Annotated in this window: 14 protein-coding genes; 10 read left to right on the top strand and 4 right to left on the bottom strand. The window is 46.3% G+C overall.

Annotated elements, in window-relative coordinates; translation table 11 throughout:
* The first annotated feature begins 237 nt into the window (after positions 1-237).
* Complete coding sequence (locus NKU06_RS00645) at positions 238-1,554, top strand: NCS2 family permease (protein WP_254731562.1); 1,317 nt, start codon at positions 238-240, stop codon at positions 1,552-1,554.
* A gap of 98 nt (positions 1,555-1,652) precedes the next feature.
* Here NKU06_RS00645 and msrB read toward each other — a convergent pair whose 3' ends face one another.
* The gene (gene msrB, locus NKU06_RS00640) at positions 1,653-2,069 is read right to left on the bottom strand and encodes a peptide-methionine (R)-S-oxide reductase MsrB (protein WP_254731560.1); all 417 of its coding nucleotides are present in this window, start codon (positions 2,067-2,069) and stop codon (positions 1,653-1,655) included.
* Positions 2,070-2,326: 257 nt separating this feature from the next.
* Here msrB and NKU06_RS00635 point away from each other — a divergent pair, with 257 nt between their 5' ends.
* The 7 genes from NKU06_RS00635 (at position 2,327) to clpA (ending at position 11,300) form a co-directional block, all read left to right on the top strand.
* Entirely contained in the window at positions 2,327-3,907 is a 1,581-nt protein-coding gene (locus tag NKU06_RS00635) for an aminotransferase class I/II-fold pyridoxal phosphate-dependent enzyme (RefSeq protein ID WP_254731558.1), read from the top strand.
* A gap of 216 nt (positions 3,908-4,123) precedes the next feature.
* The gene (locus NKU06_RS00630; protein WP_254731555.1) at positions 4,124-5,800 is read left to right on the top strand and encodes a nitrite/sulfite reductase; all 1,677 of its coding nucleotides are present in this window, start codon (positions 4,124-4,126) and stop codon (positions 5,798-5,800) included.
* A 29-nt stretch (positions 5,801-5,829) separates the two neighbouring features.
* Entirely contained in the window at positions 5,830-6,219 is a 390-nt protein-coding gene (locus NKU06_RS00625) for a DUF934 domain-containing protein (RefSeq protein ID WP_253223877.1), read from the top strand.
* Between the two features lie 37 nt (positions 6,220-6,256).
* The gene (gene cysG / locus NKU06_RS00620; RefSeq protein ID WP_254731553.1) at positions 6,257-7,606 is read left to right on the top strand and encodes a siroheme synthase CysG; all 1,350 of its coding nucleotides are present in this window, start codon (positions 6,257-6,259) and stop codon (positions 7,604-7,606) included.
* Positions 7,607-7,823: 217 nt separating this feature from the next.
* Positions 7,824-8,582, top strand: coding sequence for a hypothetical protein (locus NKU06_RS00615; RefSeq protein ID WP_253223875.1), 759 nt, complete (start codon positions 7,824-7,826; stop codon positions 8,580-8,582).
* Positions 8,583-8,690: 108 nt separating this feature from the next.
* Positions 8,691-9,020: an ATP-dependent Clp protease adaptor ClpS gene (locus tag NKU06_RS00610; RefSeq protein WP_254731551.1), complete on the top strand. Its 330-nt coding sequence runs from the start codon at positions 8,691-8,693 to the stop codon at positions 9,018-9,020.
* 27 nt (positions 9,021-9,047) lie between these two features.
* The gene (gene clpA / locus NKU06_RS00605; protein ID WP_254731549.1) at positions 9,048-11,300 is read left to right on the top strand and encodes an ATP-dependent Clp protease ATP-binding subunit ClpA; all 2,253 of its coding nucleotides are present in this window, start codon (positions 9,048-9,050) and stop codon (positions 11,298-11,300) included.
* 164 nt (positions 11,301-11,464) lie between these two features.
* Here the strand turns inward: clpA and htpX are convergent, their stop codons facing one another.
* The 3 genes from htpX to NKU06_RS00590 all read right to left on the bottom strand — a co-directional run bounded on the left by htpX (position 11,465) and on the right by NKU06_RS00590 (position 14,535).
* Entirely contained in the window at positions 11,465-12,370 is a 906-nt protein-coding gene (gene htpX / locus NKU06_RS00600) for a protease HtpX (RefSeq protein WP_254731547.1), read from the bottom strand.
* A 185-nt stretch (positions 12,371-12,555) separates the two neighbouring features.
* On the bottom strand, positions 12,556-13,407 hold the full coding sequence (locus NKU06_RS00595; protein ID WP_254731546.1) for a lytic transglycosylase domain-containing protein: 852 nt from the start codon (positions 13,405-13,407) through the stop codon (positions 12,556-12,558).
* Positions 13,408-13,740: 333 nt separating this feature from the next.
* A complete protein-coding gene (locus NKU06_RS00590) occupies positions 13,741-14,535 on the bottom strand; it encodes an inner membrane protein YpjD (RefSeq protein ID WP_253223870.1) in 795 nt (264 codons plus the stop codon).
* A 217-nt stretch (positions 14,536-14,752) separates the two neighbouring features.
* Between NKU06_RS00590 and ffh the strand changes: the two genes are divergently transcribed.
* Entirely contained in the window at positions 14,753-16,297 is a 1,545-nt protein-coding gene (ffh, locus tag NKU06_RS00585; protein ID WP_254731544.1) for a signal recognition particle protein, read from the top strand.
* A gap of 105 nt (positions 16,298-16,402) precedes the next feature.
* Entirely contained in the window at positions 16,403-17,083 is a 681-nt protein-coding gene (tsaB, locus tag NKU06_RS00580) for a tRNA (adenosine(37)-N6)-threonylcarbamoyltransferase complex dimerization subunit type 1 TsaB (protein ID WP_254731542.1), read from the top strand.
* The last annotated feature ends 7 nt before the right edge of the window (positions 17,084-17,090 follow it).

Raw genomic sequence — 17,090 nt, 5'->3', positions numbered from 1 at the left:
TTTTGGTAAATTGACATATTAGGTATCTTAATGGTGCGTACAACGCACCCTATAGGTGTCGGTTCTTATATTCCTATTATCTTGGCTATTTATACAGATACAATAAATAGGATTGCTACACAAATTGTGCTATACTATTATTGTTTGTAATCATTCAAATCATCATCAATAAAATCAAGGAGCTGTATTGGGCTGTGTGTGCCTGATGACGGCTTTTTTTACTTTTAAGGTTGGCTTATGTCAAGTTCTCATTCTCAAGGTTTATTTGAAAGCCTATTTAAATTATCCGAAAACGGTACAACGATCAAAACCGAAACCATCGCGGGTATCACCACCTTTTTGACCATGTGCTATATCATGATCATCAATCCGATCATTCTATCGGAGACGGGTATGGATTATGGCGCGATCTTTGTGGCGACTTGCTTGGCGGCGGCGATTGGCTGCCTTGTAATGGGTATTTTTGCTAACTATCCGATCGCACTTGCACCGGGTATGGGGCTCAATGCCTATTTCGCTTCGGTGTGTCTTGGGGCGATGGCTGTGCCGTGGCAGACGGCATTGGCGGCTGTTTTTGTCTCTGGGATTGTGTTTTTTATCATCAGTTTATTAAGCATCCGTGAACAAATCGTCAATGCCATTCCGATGTCATTGAAGCTTGCTATCGGTGGTGGTATCGGCTTGTTTTTGGCGTTCATCGCGTTCCAAAAATCAGGCATTGTCGTCGCCAATCAGTTCACGCTCGTCCAGCTTGGCGATCTGAAATCCCCACAAGTGCTATATGCGTTTTTGGGCTTTTTGATGATGATTGTGCTGCATCATTTTCGCGTTACGGGAGCGATTATCATCAGTATTTTGGCGGTGACGGTGCTATCGACTTTGACAGGACATAATGAGTTTCAGGGCATCGTCGGTGAAGTGCCATCACTTGCGCCGACCTTTATGCAGATGGACTTTGACGGCTTATTTACCGCAAGTCTGATCGGTGTGATTTTTGTGTTTTTCTTGGTGGATTTGTTCGATTCGACAGGGACTTTGGTGGGTGTGTCGTACCGTGCAGGCTTGCTTGTTGATGGTAAATTACCCCGTCTAAAACGCGCGCTGTTCGCTGACTCGGCTGCCATCGTCGCAGGTGCAGCACTAGGGACATCATCGACCACGCCATATATCGAGTCGGCATCGGGCGTGGCAGCAGGTGGTCGCACGGGTCTGACGGCTGTGGTTGTGGCGCTATTGTTCTTGGGTTGCTTGTTCCTTGCACCATTGGCTCAGTCGATTCCGGGTTTTGCGGTTGCGCCAGCATTGCTGTTCATCGCGATTTTGATGATTCAAGGCATCCTTGACATCGACTGGACGGACATCACCGAAGCTGCGCCTGCGTTTTTGACCATTGTCTTTATGCCGCTGACTTATTCGATCGCGGATGGCATCGCCATGGGCTTTATCAGCTATGCGCTGATCAAGCTGTTCACTGGTAAGGCAAAATCTGTGCCGTATATGGTGTGGATCATCGCAGCTTTATGGGTGTTCAAATTCGCAGTGTTCGGTGGCTAAGTCGCTTAGTTTGATTGAAACTATCCAATCTAAGAAACCCAAGATGCTTGGTGTCTTGGGTTTTTCTATAAAAATAGTTAAATAGCAGTTTATGATAATTACTTGTCTGCATCTAATACAATCGCTGCAGAATTAATACAGTATCTCAGACCAGTATCGGTGACATAATTATCATTAAACACATGACCCAGATGGCCGCCGCAGTGATGGCAAGTCACTTCAATACGGCGCATACCGTGCGACAGATCCAGCGTTTCATCGACAGCATCGGCGCTGATGACTTGATCAAAGCTTGGCCAGCCACAGCCAGAATGAAATTTCGCCGTGCTACTAAATAATGGCGCATGACAGCCCTTGCAGTGATAAGTGCCTGCCGTCTCGGTATCGGTATAAATCCCTGTAAATGCCCGCTCCGTACCTTTTTGGCGTAATACATAGTAAGAGAGTTCATCAAGTCGCTCTCGCCAATCGTTATCTGTCATGGTGCGTAAGGTGTCTTGGTCGATGGTTTTCATGGATATCCTTGAGTATTTGGTGAGAAATTAGGGTTGTGATGAGATGATTGTAACACAAGATGGGCGGATAATTTGAATGATTGGCTAAAAATAAGTACAAAATCAGTGCATATCCCAGATATTTGCAAGTAAAACTTGCAAAATTAGCATTACTATCTGATTTACCTTGCAAAGTGTGCGAATTTTGTAAAGCACAACTTGCAAAATGGTCAATATAGGCGTAAAATACTGCCATTCATTCATCAGCGATGGTTGCCATGAGCCAAATTTTGCAAGACAATGACAGTCACGACACATTAACCAGTACCCAAGCCCAAGGACTTCGCCTAAAACAGCGTCGCAAGGCACTCGGTATGTCTGCTGAAAGCTTAGCGATCAAGATGGGGGAGTATGGCTCGCCTATCAGTCGTGGTGCGATTGCCAATTGGGAATGTGGCAAAAATGGCATTGCCAGTGCTAAATTACCGATTCTTGCCCAAGTGCTTGGCGTGAGCGAAAGTTATTTGCTGCGGGGCGATGATGCCGTCACGCCAATGGGTATGCCGATGATGACTCCAATTTTACAAACGACACAACCTGTGGAAACTGCTATGCTTACCGACACCCCAAAACCCCTAAAAAAATCCAGTAAACTTGCTAATGTCTGCTACGATATTCGTGGCGAACTGCTTCAGACTGCTGTACGCATGGAAGCTGAAGGTCAGCGTATCATCAAGCTGAATATCGGCAATCCAGCACCATTTGGGCTATTGCCACCAGATGAGATTGTCCGTGATGTGGCGATGAATTTGAATGATGCGTCGGGTTATTCGGATTCACAAGGGATTTTTGCAGCGCGTAAGGCGATTTTGCAATATTATCAAGCCAAAGGGTTGTTGACGGCGACCGATGTGGCGGATGTCTATATCGGCAATGGTGTGAGTGAGCTGATTGTGATGACCATGCAGGCATTGCTTGATGACGGTGATGAAGTGCTGATCCCGATGCCTGATTATCCACTATGGACGGCGGCAGCAAATCTGGCAGGTGGTACGGCAGTGCATTATCGCTGTAATGAAGATGATAACTGGCAGCCTGATTTGGCGGATATTGAAAGTAAAATCACGCCACGCACCAAAGGCATCGTCATCATCAATCCAAACAACCCAACCGGCGCGCTGTACTCTGATGAGATGCTACACAGCATCGCAAGCCTTGCCAAAAAATATGGCTTAGTCATCATGGCAGATGAGATTTATGATCGCATCTTGTACGATGGTGCGGTGCATACGCCGATGTGTACCATCACTGATGAATGCTTGGTGCTGACTTTCAACGGCTTATCCAAGTCGCATCGTATCGCAGGCTATCGCTCGGGCTGGCTGATGCTGTCGGGCAAAAAAGATCACGCCACCGATTTTATTGAGGGCTTGACCATGCTCGCTAGTATGCGTCTGTGTGCCAATGTGCCAGCACAATATGCCATCCAGACAGCGATGGGTGGCTATCAGTCCATGCAGGCTTTGACCGCACCGACAGGCAGACTGTGCAAACAGCGTGATTTGGCGGTACAGCGTCTAAACGCCATCAAAGGCATCAGTTGCACCACACCACAAGGGGCGTTTTATTGCTTTGCTAAGATTGATCGTGATGTCTATCCGATTGATAATGATATGAAATTTATGATGGAGCTATTGATCGAAGAAAAGGTGCTGATTGTTCAAGGTACAGGCTTTAACTGGGATCAGCCAGATCATTTCCGTGTGGTATTTTTGCCAAATCTGATTGATCTTGAAGATGCGATGGATCGACTGGATCGGTTCTTTGCCAAAAAACGCCGTGAATTTGGCACAGAATAAATTGGCGGTAAGAGTAAAAAAGGTGAGCGATGGCTTGCCTTTTTTTGTTATCAATTTATTTGCAAATGACGCGATAAAAAACCTTTATAATTTCCCAAACCATCTACCGATATTCCATTTTTGAATTTTAAATTTGTGCCTGTAAGCTATAACATGATGCAATAAAAATATTCCATAAGTTATTCAACCAATTAGCGACAAGCCAAAGGAAAAATCATGTATCAATACAGCTATGCTGACCAAAAACTGGTCGATGAACGCGTCGCCCAATTCCGCGATCAAACCAAGCGTTTTTTGGCGGGCGAATTGCCTGAAGAGCAGTTTTTGCCACTCAGACTACAAAACGGTCTGTATATTCAGCGTCACGCGCCGATGTTGCGTATTGCCATTCCTTATGGCTTGATGTCAAGCAATCAGCTGCGCACACTTGCTGAGATTGCGCGCGATTATGACCGCGGTTATGGACATTTTACCACGCGCACCAATATGCAGCTCAACTGGGTGAAGCTTGAAGAAGTGCCTGATATTCTTGCCAAGCTTGCCGCCAATCAAATGCACGCGATCCAAACATCGGGCAACTGTATTCGTAACACCACGACCGACCCTTATGCAGGCATTCATGCCGATGAGATCGCCGATCCGCGTCCGTATTGCGAGATCATCCGCCAGTGGAGTACTTTCCATCCTGAATTTGCGTTTTTGCCGCGTAAATTTAAGATTGCCGTGATTGGCACTAAGGCCGACCGCGCAGCCACTCAGGTGCATGATATCGGCTTGCATTTGGTTGAGCGTGATGGCGAGATTGGCTTTGAAGTGCTGGTTGGTGGCGGTCTTGGCCGTACGCCAATCATTGGCAAGGTGATTAATGAATTTTTGCCACGCCGTCATCTGCTGTCGTATCTGGATGCGATTTTGCGTGTGTATAATCTAGAAGGTCGCCGTGATAATAAATACAAGGCGCGTATCAAGATTTTGGTAGAAAGTTTGGGTAAAGATGTGTTTGCCCAAAAGGTCGAAGAAGAATGGCAATTTAGCAAAGATGGCGAGCTGACTTTGACCGACGCGCATTTTGCTAAGGCGCAAAGCTACTTTACTGAGCCAAATTATGAGCAAATCGACCCATTGGCAGCGCAAGAATCATTGAACGAATTTTTTAAAGATACTGATTTTAAAAACTGGTATGAGCATAATACGGTCGCGCATAAGGTGAACGGCTATCGTGCAGCGGTCATCTCGCTAAAAGCAGGCGTGGTGGGCGATGCCTATGTGCCAGCAGGCGATATCACCGATGCGCAGATGTTTGCTCTGGCTGATCTTGCTGATGAATACAGCCTTGGCGAGATTCGCGGTACACATCATCAAAACCTTGTATTGACTGATGTCAAAATCAGTGATCTATATGCCTTGTGGCAAAAATTGGTTGCGCTAAAACTTGCACGCGCGAACATCGGCACACTGACAGATATGATCGTCTGCCCTGGTTTTGATTATTGTGCTTTGGCAAATGCCACGACGCATAACATCGCAGAATCGATCGAGAAGCAGTTCAATGATTTAGATTATCTTTATGATCTGGGTGAAATCCGCCTAAATATGTCAGGCTGTATGAATGCGTGTGCGCACCATCATGTCGGTGATATCGGCATCTTGGGCGTGGACAAAAAAGGCGAGCATTGGTATCAAATCAGCCTAGGTGGCAACTCAGGTGAGAATGCTAAGCTTGGTGATATCCTAGGCCGTGCGGTCGCTGCTGATGAAGTTGCCAAGACCATCGCCACCATCGTGGATGTCTATAAAACCAACCGCATCGAAAGCGATGAGCATATCGAGACATTTGCCCAAGCGGTAGAGCGACTGGGTATTGCACCATTCAAAGCGGCAGTCTATAGCTGATCATTGATAAGAAATAGTAAGGAATCATCATGAGCATAACGAAAGTATATAGCGATGCGCGCACCGAAGCTGTGGCGATCAGTGAAGAAGAATTGGTGGCAGCTTTGAGCGCAGACACCACACCAGATGAGATCGAATCGGCAGTACAAGCTGCGCCTGCGTCACTGCTGTTTAATTTAGCGGATTTTAAAGATGGTCGCGTGTTTAGCCTAATCCGCCACGCACGACACAAGGGTTTTGCAGGCGAGATCATCGTCGCTGGTGATTTTGCATTGGATCAGGCGAATTATTTTGTCAAATCAGGTGCAACGGCGTTTTTGGTCGAAGAAGCAAAGCTTGCGACCTTGACCAAAACCTTACAAGATCTTGCCACAGGTTATGATGGTGAAACGATCAGCCGTTTGCCATTATTTAGCTAATGATAAATATAATTTAATAATAAAAAAAGATATTACCATGAAGACTTTGCCCTTATTTTTTGACCTAGCAAATAAAACCGTGCTGATCGTCGGCGGCGGCGATGTCGCACATCGTAAAGCGATGCTGATGGCAAAGGCAGGGGCAAAGCTTGTGGTAATCGCGAAAAATTTCGATGATGAATTTGTTAAATTTCTAAATAATCATCAAGCTATCATCCATCAAAAAAGCTACGATGCCACTGATTTGGATGCCCATCAGCCAAGCATCGTCATCGCTGCGACCGATGATCATGCGGTGAATGTCTTGGTGCATGGTGACTGTCAAGCGCGCCGTATCGCGATTAATGTTGTCGATACGCCTGCGCTGTGTGATTTTATTTTCCCTGCCATCGTCGATCGCGATCCTGTGGTCATCGGCGTGTCCAGCAATGGCAAAGCGCCTGTGCTTGCGCGACTGATTCGCGCCAAGATTGAGAGTGTATTGCCAAGTGGCTTAGGTAAGCTTGCTGCCAAAGCAGGCGAGTTTCGCGCGACGGTAAAAGAAAAACTGCCGACCATCACCGAGCGCCGCTATTTTTGGGAATCGGTATTTGGTCGTGCGATGGTGGATCAATCCGTCGGTGAGCTTGATACTGAATTAAGTGATTTTATCGAAAATAACGACAAGCAGGGCGAAGTATATATCGTCGGCGCAGGTGCAGGCGACCCAGATTTATTGACTTTCAAGGCATTGCGACTCATGCAGCAGGCGGATGTCGTGCTGTACGATGCTTTGGTATCGCCTGAGATTTTGGATCTGTGCCGCCGTGATAGCCAAAAAATCTTCGTCGGTAAAAAACGCCAAGACCACGCCAAAACCCAAGATGAAATTAATGCCTTATTGGTCAAATATGCCAAAGCAGGGCATCGCGTACTGCGTCTAAAAGGTGGCGATCCTTTTGTCTTTGGGCGTGGCGGTGAAGAGATGCTCGCGTGCCGACAAGCAGGCGTGCCATACCAAGTGGTCAGCGGCATTACGGCGGCATTGGCAGCAAGCAGCAGTACAGGCATTCCGCTTACCCATCGTGGTGTGGCGACTTCGGTGCGATTTTTGACAGGGTGCTACAAGACCAATGAAGCCTTTGATGGGCTAAAAAGTGCGTACCAAGCCGATGAGACTTTGGTGTTTTATATGGGGTTACACGCCTTGCCGAAGATTGTCGAGAACTTAAGCGCGCAAGGCTTGCCAAGCGATCTGCCTGTCGCCATCGTATCGAACGCAAGCTTACCCAATCAAGCGGTGCTGACTGGGACTTTGGCAAATATTGTTGCCAAGCAAGAAGAAAGCGGCGTATCTGCACCCGCGATTATTATCGTTGGTAAAGTGGTGGATTTGTATCAAGGCTGATGATGGGTTTTTTAAAAGCGAACATTTAATGACCTAAATTTTTAAACCACTTGACCCATCTTATTCTAAATATTTAGCCATTTTTCCCATGCCAACCATTCGCCAAATGAGAATGAATTGTAAAATTTCGTATATCATCGCAAAACAAGCGTATGCAATCGCGCAAATTTTGCTATAATAAGTGGCATTTTTCTAGACACAATGGTTTGGGTAACTCATGCCAAATAATTTTTCATTTTCTAAGGCTCGTCATGAGCGTGGGGCGACAGGGCAGATTTTGGCTCTGTTCATGTTGGCGTTGATTTTCGCATCGTTGGTGGTGGCGGTGATTGGCTTTAAATTCGGCTTTCGCCAAGGTGTGGCGGACGCTGCCGAGAACATTCCACAAGTCGCTGCAGCCACTGCAGACAGCCAAGTTTTGAGCAAAGAAAACGCACAGCTGAAGCAAGATGCTGCCACGGCACGCCAAGAGCGCGACATCAGCATGGCGAATCTTGAGCGACTGCGCGGCGAATATGAAGAGTTAAAAACCACCAATCTACAGCTAGAGCAGGTCAATGAACTGCTCAAAGCATCGGTGGCAGAGCAAGGCGGCGTGGCGCTGAATATCATGGCGTCTGAGATCATTTCATTGCCACAAAATACCTATGAATATCGTTTTGATGTCTCGATGATCGATGTCTCGGGCAAAGCGGTGAAAATGATTCCTAAATTGACACTGCTGAATGCTACCAGTATGGTTGAGATTCCACTTGATCCATCAAGCTATGATATCAATGGCGTGGCGAATATCCGCGGCCGCTTTATCATGCCTGAAGGCTTTGAGCCTAAGCAGATGAAGATCGAGCTGATGGCAGGCACACAAAAAGTGCAGCAGCTGTACAACTGGCAAATTGGCAAAATCATCAGCGATGCACCGACTTCATTAGCTGAAATGCCGAACGCCAGCAATCGCCCAATTGTCAAACAAGACTAATCAATTAATTTAAAATAATGCCATAAGCGTGTTGGGTGATGTGCCGCGTGCTTATGGCTTTTTTATTGCTCAAAAACTTTAAAAAACTGATAAGGGATGATGTCAATCATGAGCGCACCTAATGATTATGATGTACAAACCGACAGCCAAAGTGATGTGCTGACCGTGAGTCAAACCAAGCGCAAGCATCCGCAGATGTATGCGGTGGTGATGCACAATGATAATTATACAACGATGGAATTTGTGGTGTATGTACTGGTTGAGATTTTTCATCATGACATGGATGAAGCGTATCGCTTGATGATGAAAATCCACGAAACAGGGCGTGTGGTGGTGGCGTTATTGCCTTTTGACATCGCTGAGATGAAAGTCGATGAAGTGACCATGCTTGCCGAACAAGAGCAATATCCGCTTTTGACCACCATCGAAAAAGCCTAAAAAAGTATTTAAAAATCAAGGATTTATATGTTTGACCAAAATTTTTTGGCGATTCAAGAATTCATGTATGAATATGCCAAACGCCAGTCTCATCAGTTCGTCACCGTTGAGCATTTGTTACTAGGCTTATTAAAAGACAAAAACTGTGTGCAGATTTTAGAAGCGTGTGATGCGGATACCAAGGCGATCTTGGGCAGTTTAAAAGAGTATTTGGCAGACTATATCCCCAAGCGCGACGGCGAGCCGATGCCGACCAAGAGCCTTGAGCGTGTGATTCAGCGCGCCATTTGGCAGGTGCAATCATCACAAAGCGGTGAAGAAGTTGCGCCGACGGATTTATTGGTGGCGATTTTTAAGGAAGAAGAAAGCTTTGCCAATGAGCTGCTTCAGTCATCTGGCGTGGATATTTTGAGCGTGATGCGTGAGATTTCGGTGATTAATCGTAGTAAATTGGTCGATTATGCGCTGCATGGCGATGCTGATCGTGATGAGAAAAGTGGTAAAAACAAGCAAGATCCGCTGCAGGCATATACGCTCAATCTCAATGAACAAGCCAAACTTGGCAAAACCGATCCGCTGGTGGGGCGCGGTGATGAGATTGAGCGTACGGCGCAGATTCTGTGCCGCAGACGCAAGAATAATCCGCTATTGGTCGGTGATCCGGGTGTGGGTAAGACTGCTATCGCTGAAGGCTTGGCGTGGCTGATTGTCCATGATAAAGCCCCAAAACCGCTTGCTGATGCGACGATTTATAGCCTTGATATGGGTGCGCTGATCGCAGGTACGAAGTTTCGCGGTGAGTTTGAAGCGCGGATGAAATCCTTATTGGATGCGCTGAAAAACTTGCCTGATGCCATTTTATTCATTGATGAAATTCACATGGTCATCGGTGCAGGCAGCTCGCAGGATGGCAGCATGGATGTGTCCAATCTGATTAAGCCTGCACTTGCCAAGGGAGAAATCCGCTGTATCGGTTCAACGACGGTGGTCGAGTATCGACAGATTTTTGAAAAAGATCATGCGTTGTCTCGCCGTTTCCAAAAAATCGACATTCAAGAGCCATCCATCGCTGATAGCATTGCGATTTTACAAGGGCTAAAAGGTTATTATGAAAGCCATCATCAGGTCAGCTATACCGATGATGCAATCGATGCGGCGGTGCGCTTGGCAGATAAGCACATTCATGAGCGCTTCTTGCCTGATAAGGCCATCGATGTCATCGATGAAGCAGGCGCATATCTCAAACTACAAGCACAAACCGATAATGCGACCGCCGTCGTCGATGTGTCTGTGATTGAGACCATTGTTGCCAAGATTGCGCGTATTCCTGCCAAGACCGTGAGCCGTGATGATAAATCGGCGCTAAAAAACCTTGAGAAAAATCTCAAGCAAGTGGTCTTTGGGCAAGATGCAGCCGTCACCGCATTGAGCGATGCGATCATCATGGCGCGCTCAGGGCTGAATCATCCTGATAAGCCGATCGGGTCGTTTTTATTCGCAGGACCGACAGGTGTGGGCAAGACTGAGATCAGCCGTCAGTTAAGCTTTTTGCTTGGCGTGGAGTTGGTGCGCTTTGATATGAGTGAATACATGGAAGCGCATACGGCATCGCGACTGATTGGTGCGCCACCAGGTTATGTCGGCTATGATCAAGGTGGGCTATTGACCGAGAAAATCCATCAGCATCCGCATTGTGTGCTACTGCTCGATGAACTCGAAAAAGCGCACAGCGATGTGTTCAACCTGCTGCTACAAGTGATGGATCATGGCACGCTGACGGATAATAATGGGCGATCGGTGTCGTTTCGCCAAGTGATTCTCATCATGACTACCAATGTCGGCGCAGATCAGATCAGCAAAAATTCGATGGGCTTTACTGAGCAAAATTATCAGTCGGATAATACCGAAGCGATCAAGCGTACATTCAGCCCAGAGTTTCGCAACCGCTTAGATGCCATCATTAATTTTGCACCGCTAGATCCATCGGTGATCGGTTCGGTGGTGGATAAATTCATCACAGAACTGCAAACACAGCTGCTTGATAAAAATGTCGTCTTGAGCGTGTCGGATGCGGTGCGTGCTTATCTTGCTGATAAGGGATATGATCGACTGATGGGTGCGCGCCCAATGGCACGACTGATTCAAACTGAACTGAAAAAACCATTATCACAGATGATACTGTTTGGTGATTTGGTTGATGGTGGTAAAGTTGATGTAGTGATGGATGGGGATAAGCTTAAGTTTGAAGTGGTGAAACATAGTCTGCCAACTTTGAAATAATACTGCGTCAAACTCGCTTGTGGTACTACTTGTAAAATTTCGCTCGTTTTCCTTGCCCTATTTCAAATTTGTTTGACTATGGTTTAAGCTGCTGAAAAATAGCACAAAAAACAAGCCGCGATCATATGATGGCAGCTTGTTTTTTGGTGAATGGTATTGGCTAATTAACCTTGAAATTTCTGCAAGGCTGCAATACGATCATCAAGTGTCGGATGTGAGCGGAACAGATTGGCAAAGCTAAAGCCTTGTGAAGTGCCTGATGAGATCGCGAATGCTTTCATTGCTTCAGGCATTTGATCAGGACGCTCAGCAGCAGGGCGTAGGGCGTTTAGTGCGCTGATCATCTTATCGCGACTGGCTAAGCGTGCGCCCATCTCATCAGCGCGGTATTCACGCAGACGCGAGAACCACATGACGATCGCTGATGCCAAAATACCAAGCAAGATATCCATGACCATGCTGGTGATGAAATAAGCAATACCTGGACCATCACCTTCGTTCTTAAAGATCGCGCGATCGACGAAGTTACCGATGATGCGTGCAAAGAACATTACAAAGGCATTGACCACGCCTTGAATTAGCGTAAGTGTTACCATATCACCATTTGCCACATGACCGATCTCATGCGCCAGTACTGCTTCGACCTCATCAGGGGTCATGGTGTGAATCAGACCTGTTGAGACAGCGACTAGGGCGTTGTTTTTATTCCAGCCAGTTGCAAAGGCATTCGGCTGTTCTGAATTAAAAATACCCACTTCAGGCATTTGGATACCGACCGCATGCGCTTGGCGTGCAACGGTATCAACAAGCCACTGTTCAGTGCCATTGCTCGGTGTTTCGATCACGACCGTGCCTGTTGATTTTTTTGCCATCCATTTTGACATAAATAGCGAAATCAATGAACCGCCCATGCCCCACACAAGGCACAGTACCATCAATGAAGCAAGGTTCAAACCGCCGTTGCCGTGCACACTGCCAAGTCCAAAGACGCTAGAAATGACAAAAAATGCAATGCCGCAGACGATCATGACAGCCAAGTTGGTTAATAAAAATAAACCAATTCGCATCATAAGAAGCTTTTCCTTTTAAAAACAAAATTAAACATGGGTGTAGAGTATTATAGGGATATTTGCCCAAAAGAAAAGGCAAAATTTGAGAAAGTTCTCTAAATTTTGCCTTAATATACAAAAAACTGACAAAGCGTTTTGTAACTGCAAGAGTTGCATACAGTTTATGTAACTCTTGCTAGGATCAATCAGCGGCTAGAGATATAAACGCGTCCACTGGTTGAGCCGACATTTGGATTTTGTGGGGTGGCATAGCTACCACCTGAACCCAGTACTTGACTGGTTTGTGAGATGGTGGTCGATGCTGGCGGTGTATTCATCGCAAGGGTAGTGCGTGAACCGTTAAAGCCTTGATATAGGCTGGCATCTAGGCTATAGATGTTGTTATAACGCTCATTGACTTTTTGAACATAGTTGCGCGTCTCACGGAATGGCGGGATGCCACCATGCTTGCGCACATTACCTGGACCTGCGTTATAGGCAGCGATCACATGATTTGGATTGCTGAACATGCCTTGTAGGTAGGCTAGATATTTAGTACCGCCATCGATGTTCTCAGCAGGATCATAGGCATTATACACACCCATATCGCTTGCAGTGCCTGGCATCAACTGCATCAGACCCATTGCGCCTACTGGTGAGCGCGCGCTTGGATTAAAGGTAGATTCGGTATGGATGATCGCTTTTACCAACGCAGGATCGACGCCATAACGCGAGGCCGATTGGCGGATCAAATCATCATAAGCATCACGACCAGAGCCATAGCTGCTGTATGATGTATCCCAATGCGATGATGTGAATGCTGAGTAGTTCGGAGTTGATGATTGGTTGCTAGAAGTGTACTTTGACAATGCTGCAGTAGCGTAGCTTGTGGTTTGGCTTTGGGTCAAGACAGCCTTATTTGGGGTTTTGCTTGGTTGAATTGACACGGTTACGCCGCCAGCAGGCATCGTTGTGGTGGTCACTTCTGCCATAGCAGTCGTGCTTAGTAGTGCGATAGATAGGGTACTTAATGCGATTTTGTTAATTTTAATAGTCATAATCGTAAGTGAAGTTGAAATTTGAAACGCATTGTATAGCATAAAAATATGAATGGCTAGTAAAAAATATCATCAAGTTACAAAAAATAACACAATGGCAAGATTAGATTTAGCTTATAAATACCAAAGCAAAAACAAGGTGCAAAGCTTGGGAAAATAAGCAATATTCTGTTTAAAAATTCGCCTTTATATGGGATTTTCCAATAAATAATTTGTATTCAGAAATCAACCATCAAATTTCAAGGATGATAATTGTAACAAAATATGTATCAGCACTTTACAAAAAAGCCCAAATTTGTCTATTTGGGCTGATTGATATTCTACAAGTTGTGGCTAGCTTAATAACAGTTCCATCACCGCCTTTGAGCCGACAAAGCCCACTGCCAGTAGCACAAAGCCATAGATGGCAAAGCTTGCCGCGCGCTTGCCACGCCAGCCATAGCGATAATGCCCCCAAATCAGTATGCCATACACAAGCCAACTGATCAGGCTAAACACCATCTTATGCGCCAAATGCTGCGTCATGATGTCATAAGTGGCAATAAACCCAAGCACCAAAGCAAGGCTTAAAATCGCAAAACCCAGCGCAATCATATCAAACAATAAGCCTTCCATGCTCTGCAGTGATGGCAGGCGCGACACCCAAAAACGGTGCATAGTCTGATGCTTGAGTTCGCGGATCTGTAAGCGCAGCAAAATCCCTTGCACCGCCGCCATCAAAAGCACACAATAAGCAGCAAAAGACAATAAAATATGCACCTGCAAGCTTGCAGACAGATCAGAGATTGGCTGATAGTCTGCCTTGCCAAAATAGCCTAAGCTGATACCAAGCAGTCCTGATGGCACAGCAAGCACGCCAAGGCTTAGAATAGGGCGATATAAGCCAAACAGCACATAAAACAGCACAAAAAACAAACTGGTAAGGCTCAAAGTATTAAATAGATTAAAATTCAGCCCATAGTTTGTCACAATTTCAGGATACAGCACAGCGCCATGCAAGATAAGCGCGATAATAAGCAGGCTTAGCAAGCTGACTTTGGCAATCGGACGGTCTTTGGCAAGACAAGCAAGTAAATAGATGCTTGCCGCTGCATACACCGCCACACACGATAGGTATATAAAAAGCACAGTGACCCCTTGAGTCTTGTCAAATGATGCAAAACTTGCCGATTTGCCTGTGGTTTTATGGGTAAAATTGGCAAAAAAGACAAAAATTTGTGGATATTGACAAGATTTGTGCAATTAAATTGGAATATTTGCCTAATTTAGCATAAAATAGCGTTTATTTGTAGCACTAGTTTTGGCAAGACACACAACCTTGCCCATTGAAAAGATTGGAAAAGCAATGTTTGATACCTTAACAGAACGACTTTCGGGCAGTCTGCGTAATATCGCAGGCACAGGTCAGCTGACCGAAGATAACATCAAAGACACACTGCGCGAAGTGCGCATGGCGCTACTAGAAGCGGATGTGGCACTGCCTGTGGCGCGAGATTTTGTCGCCAGGGTCAAAGAGCAGGCTTTGGGTCAAGATGTCCTAAAAGAGCTTGCACCTGGTCAAGCCTTTGTCAAAATCGTCTATGATGAGCTGACTGAGATGATGGGCAGCGCCAATCAGACGCTTGAGATGACTGGCAAGCCGCCGATGGTGTATCTGCTGGCAGGTCTGCAAGGTGCGGGTAAGACGACGACAGCAGGTAAGCTTGCTAAGTTTTTACAAGAAAAACAAAATAAAAAAGTCATGCTAGTCTCTGCCGATGTCTATCGTCCTGCAGCGATCAAGCAGCTTGAGCAGGTGGCAGGGCAGGTTAAGGCAAGCTTTGTGCCATCAAGCAGTGATGAAAAGCCGATCGACATCGCGCATCGTGCGATTAATGAAGCGAAATTACAATATCAAGATATTCTCATTATCGATACCGCAGGTCGCTTGCACATCGACGATGAGATGATGGATGAGATCAAAGAGCTTGCCGCGGCGGTCAATCCTGTCGAGACGCTGTTCATCGTCGATGCGATGACAGGTCAAGATGCGGCAAATACCGCTAAAGCATTCAATGATGCACTGCCTTTGACAGGTGTGATCTTGACCAAGACAGACGGTGATGCGCGCGGTGGTGCGGCATTGTCGGTGCGTGCGATTACCGGTAAGCCGATTAAGTTCTTGGGTCGTGGTGAGAAGCTGGATGCGCTTGAATTATTCCACCCTGAGCGTATCGCCCAGCGTATCTTGGGTATGGGTGATGTGCTGAGTCTGGTCGAAGAAGTTGAACAAAAACTTGACCGTGAAAAAGCCGAAAAAATGGCGAAAAAGATGCAAAAAGGCGGCGAGTTCGACCTTGAAGATCTTTTGACCCAATTTCAACAAATGCGTAATCTTGGCGGCATGGCAGGTTTTCTAGATAAAATGCCAGGTCTTGGCGGTGCGGACATCCAAAAGGCGATGGCAGAAGCTAAGCCTGAAGAGAAAATCAAAGAAATGGAAGCCTTGATTCACTCAATGACCCCATTTGAGCGCCAAAATCCTGATCGCATTACCCCAAGCCGTAAGCGTCGTATCGCGGCAGGTTCTGGTCGCCAAATCCAAGATGTCAATCGCCTACTCAAGCAGCACAAGCAGATGGCAAAAATGATGAAAATGATCAGTCGTCCAGATGGCATCGGTAAGATGATGAAAGCTGTGCAAGGTTTGACGCGTGGTATGTCAGGCGGCGGCCCATTGTTTGGCAATAAAGGCGGTGATGCGAGCGCTGCCCCAAGCATGGCAGAGATGCAAAAATCGATGCAGGATCTGGGCTTGAACCCAAATGATATGCCAAGCATGGAAGAAATGCAGAAAAAAATGCAAGAATTGGGCGGTCAGCTGCCACCACAATTTAAAAAGCGTTTTTGATTGGCTGTAGCTGTGATTGATTTGAAAAACCGCTCTCCATTTGGCGAACGGTTTTTCGTTTTATCATTTTATTGATTTTGAGAGCTTTTTGTCATGGCAATTTTGATGGCATTTGATACGGTGTTTGAGCAGTGTTCGGTGGCGATCGTGCGTGATAATGCCGTGTTGTATCATAAGACAGTGGCGGGCAATCGCGGACAGACTGAGCTGATTTTGGGCATGGTGGATGATGCATTGGCGGCGACAGGTTTATCATTGAGCCAAATTGACTGCTTGGCGTTCAACCGCGGACCGGGGGCATTCAGCGGCATTCGTATCAATACTGCGGTGGTGCAAGCTTTGGCAGTGGCGGCAGATTTGCCTTGCGTGGGCGTCTCAAGCCTTGCTGCACTTGCTGATACGGCTTGTCATCAAGAAAGCTTGGCAGATGATACGATCATTGCAGCAGTGATGGATGCACGCCAAAATCAAGTGTATCATGGGCGATTTATTGTCAAAAATGGTGCGCTACATCGTGAAAATGGCACAATCATCGGTGATGAGAGTCTGTCTGATTATGACAGTCTTATCATCTGTGATGTCGCGGTCGGTGATGGCGTGGATTTGCTACAGATTGATACGGCTAAAACCGCCAAAATCACAGATCTAAAGCCCGCTGCCATTGATATTGCACGCTTAGGGTTAATTGCTTATCAAGCAGGGCAAGCGGTGAGTGCTGAGCAGGCATTGCCCGTTTATCTGCGTGATAATGCGTGGAAAACCTTGGCTGAGCAAGGCAAAAGTTAGTTTATAC

This window comes from Moraxella sp. FZLJ2109 (genome assembly GCF_024296965.1).
Classification (GTDB): domain Bacteria; phylum Pseudomonadota; class Gammaproteobacteria; order Pseudomonadales; family Moraxellaceae; genus Moraxella.
Note: the sequence above shows the minus strand (reverse complement) of the source record. Positions and strands in the feature narration are given on the sequence as shown.

Bases quoted from the DNA above. Each gene is read 5' to 3' on its own strand.
- NKU06_RS00645 (WP_254731562.1), top strand. From the start codon at position 238: ATGTCAAGTTCTCATTCTCAAGGTTTATTTGAAAGCCTATTTAAATTA.
- msrB (WP_254731560.1), bottom strand. From the start codon at position 2,069: ATGAAAACCATCGACCAAGACACCTTACGCACCATGACAGATAACGAT.
- NKU06_RS00635 (WP_254731558.1), top strand. From the start codon at position 2,327: ATGAGCCAAATTTTGCAAGACAATGACAGTCACGACACATTAACCAGT.
- NKU06_RS00630 (WP_254731555.1), top strand. From the start codon at position 4,124: ATGTATCAATACAGCTATGCTGACCAAAAACTGGTCGATGAACGCGTC.
- NKU06_RS00625 (WP_253223877.1), top strand. From the start codon at position 5,830: ATGAGCATAACGAAAGTATATAGCGATGCGCGCACCGAAGCTGTGGCG.
- cysG (WP_254731553.1), top strand. From the start codon at position 6,257: ATGAAGACTTTGCCCTTATTTTTTGACCTAGCAAATAAAACCGTGCTG.
- NKU06_RS00615 (WP_253223875.1), top strand. From the start codon at position 7,824: ATGCCAAATAATTTTTCATTTTCTAAGGCTCGTCATGAGCGTGGGGCG.
- NKU06_RS00610 (WP_254731551.1), top strand. From the start codon at position 8,691: ATGAGCGCACCTAATGATTATGATGTACAAACCGACAGCCAAAGTGAT.
- clpA (WP_254731549.1), top strand. From the start codon at position 9,048: ATGTTTGACCAAAATTTTTTGGCGATTCAAGAATTCATGTATGAATAT.
- htpX (WP_254731547.1), bottom strand. From the start codon at position 12,370: ATGATGCGAATTGGTTTATTTTTATTAACCAACTTGGCTGTCATGATC.
- NKU06_RS00595 (WP_254731546.1), bottom strand. From the start codon at position 13,407: ATGACTATTAAAATTAACAAAATCGCATTAAGTACCCTATCTATCGCA.
- ffh (WP_254731544.1), top strand. From the start codon at position 14,753: ATGTTTGATACCTTAACAGAACGACTTTCGGGCAGTCTGCGTAATATC.
- tsaB (WP_254731542.1), top strand. From the start codon at position 16,403: ATGGCATTTGATACGGTGTTTGAGCAGTGTTCGGTGGCGATCGTGCGT.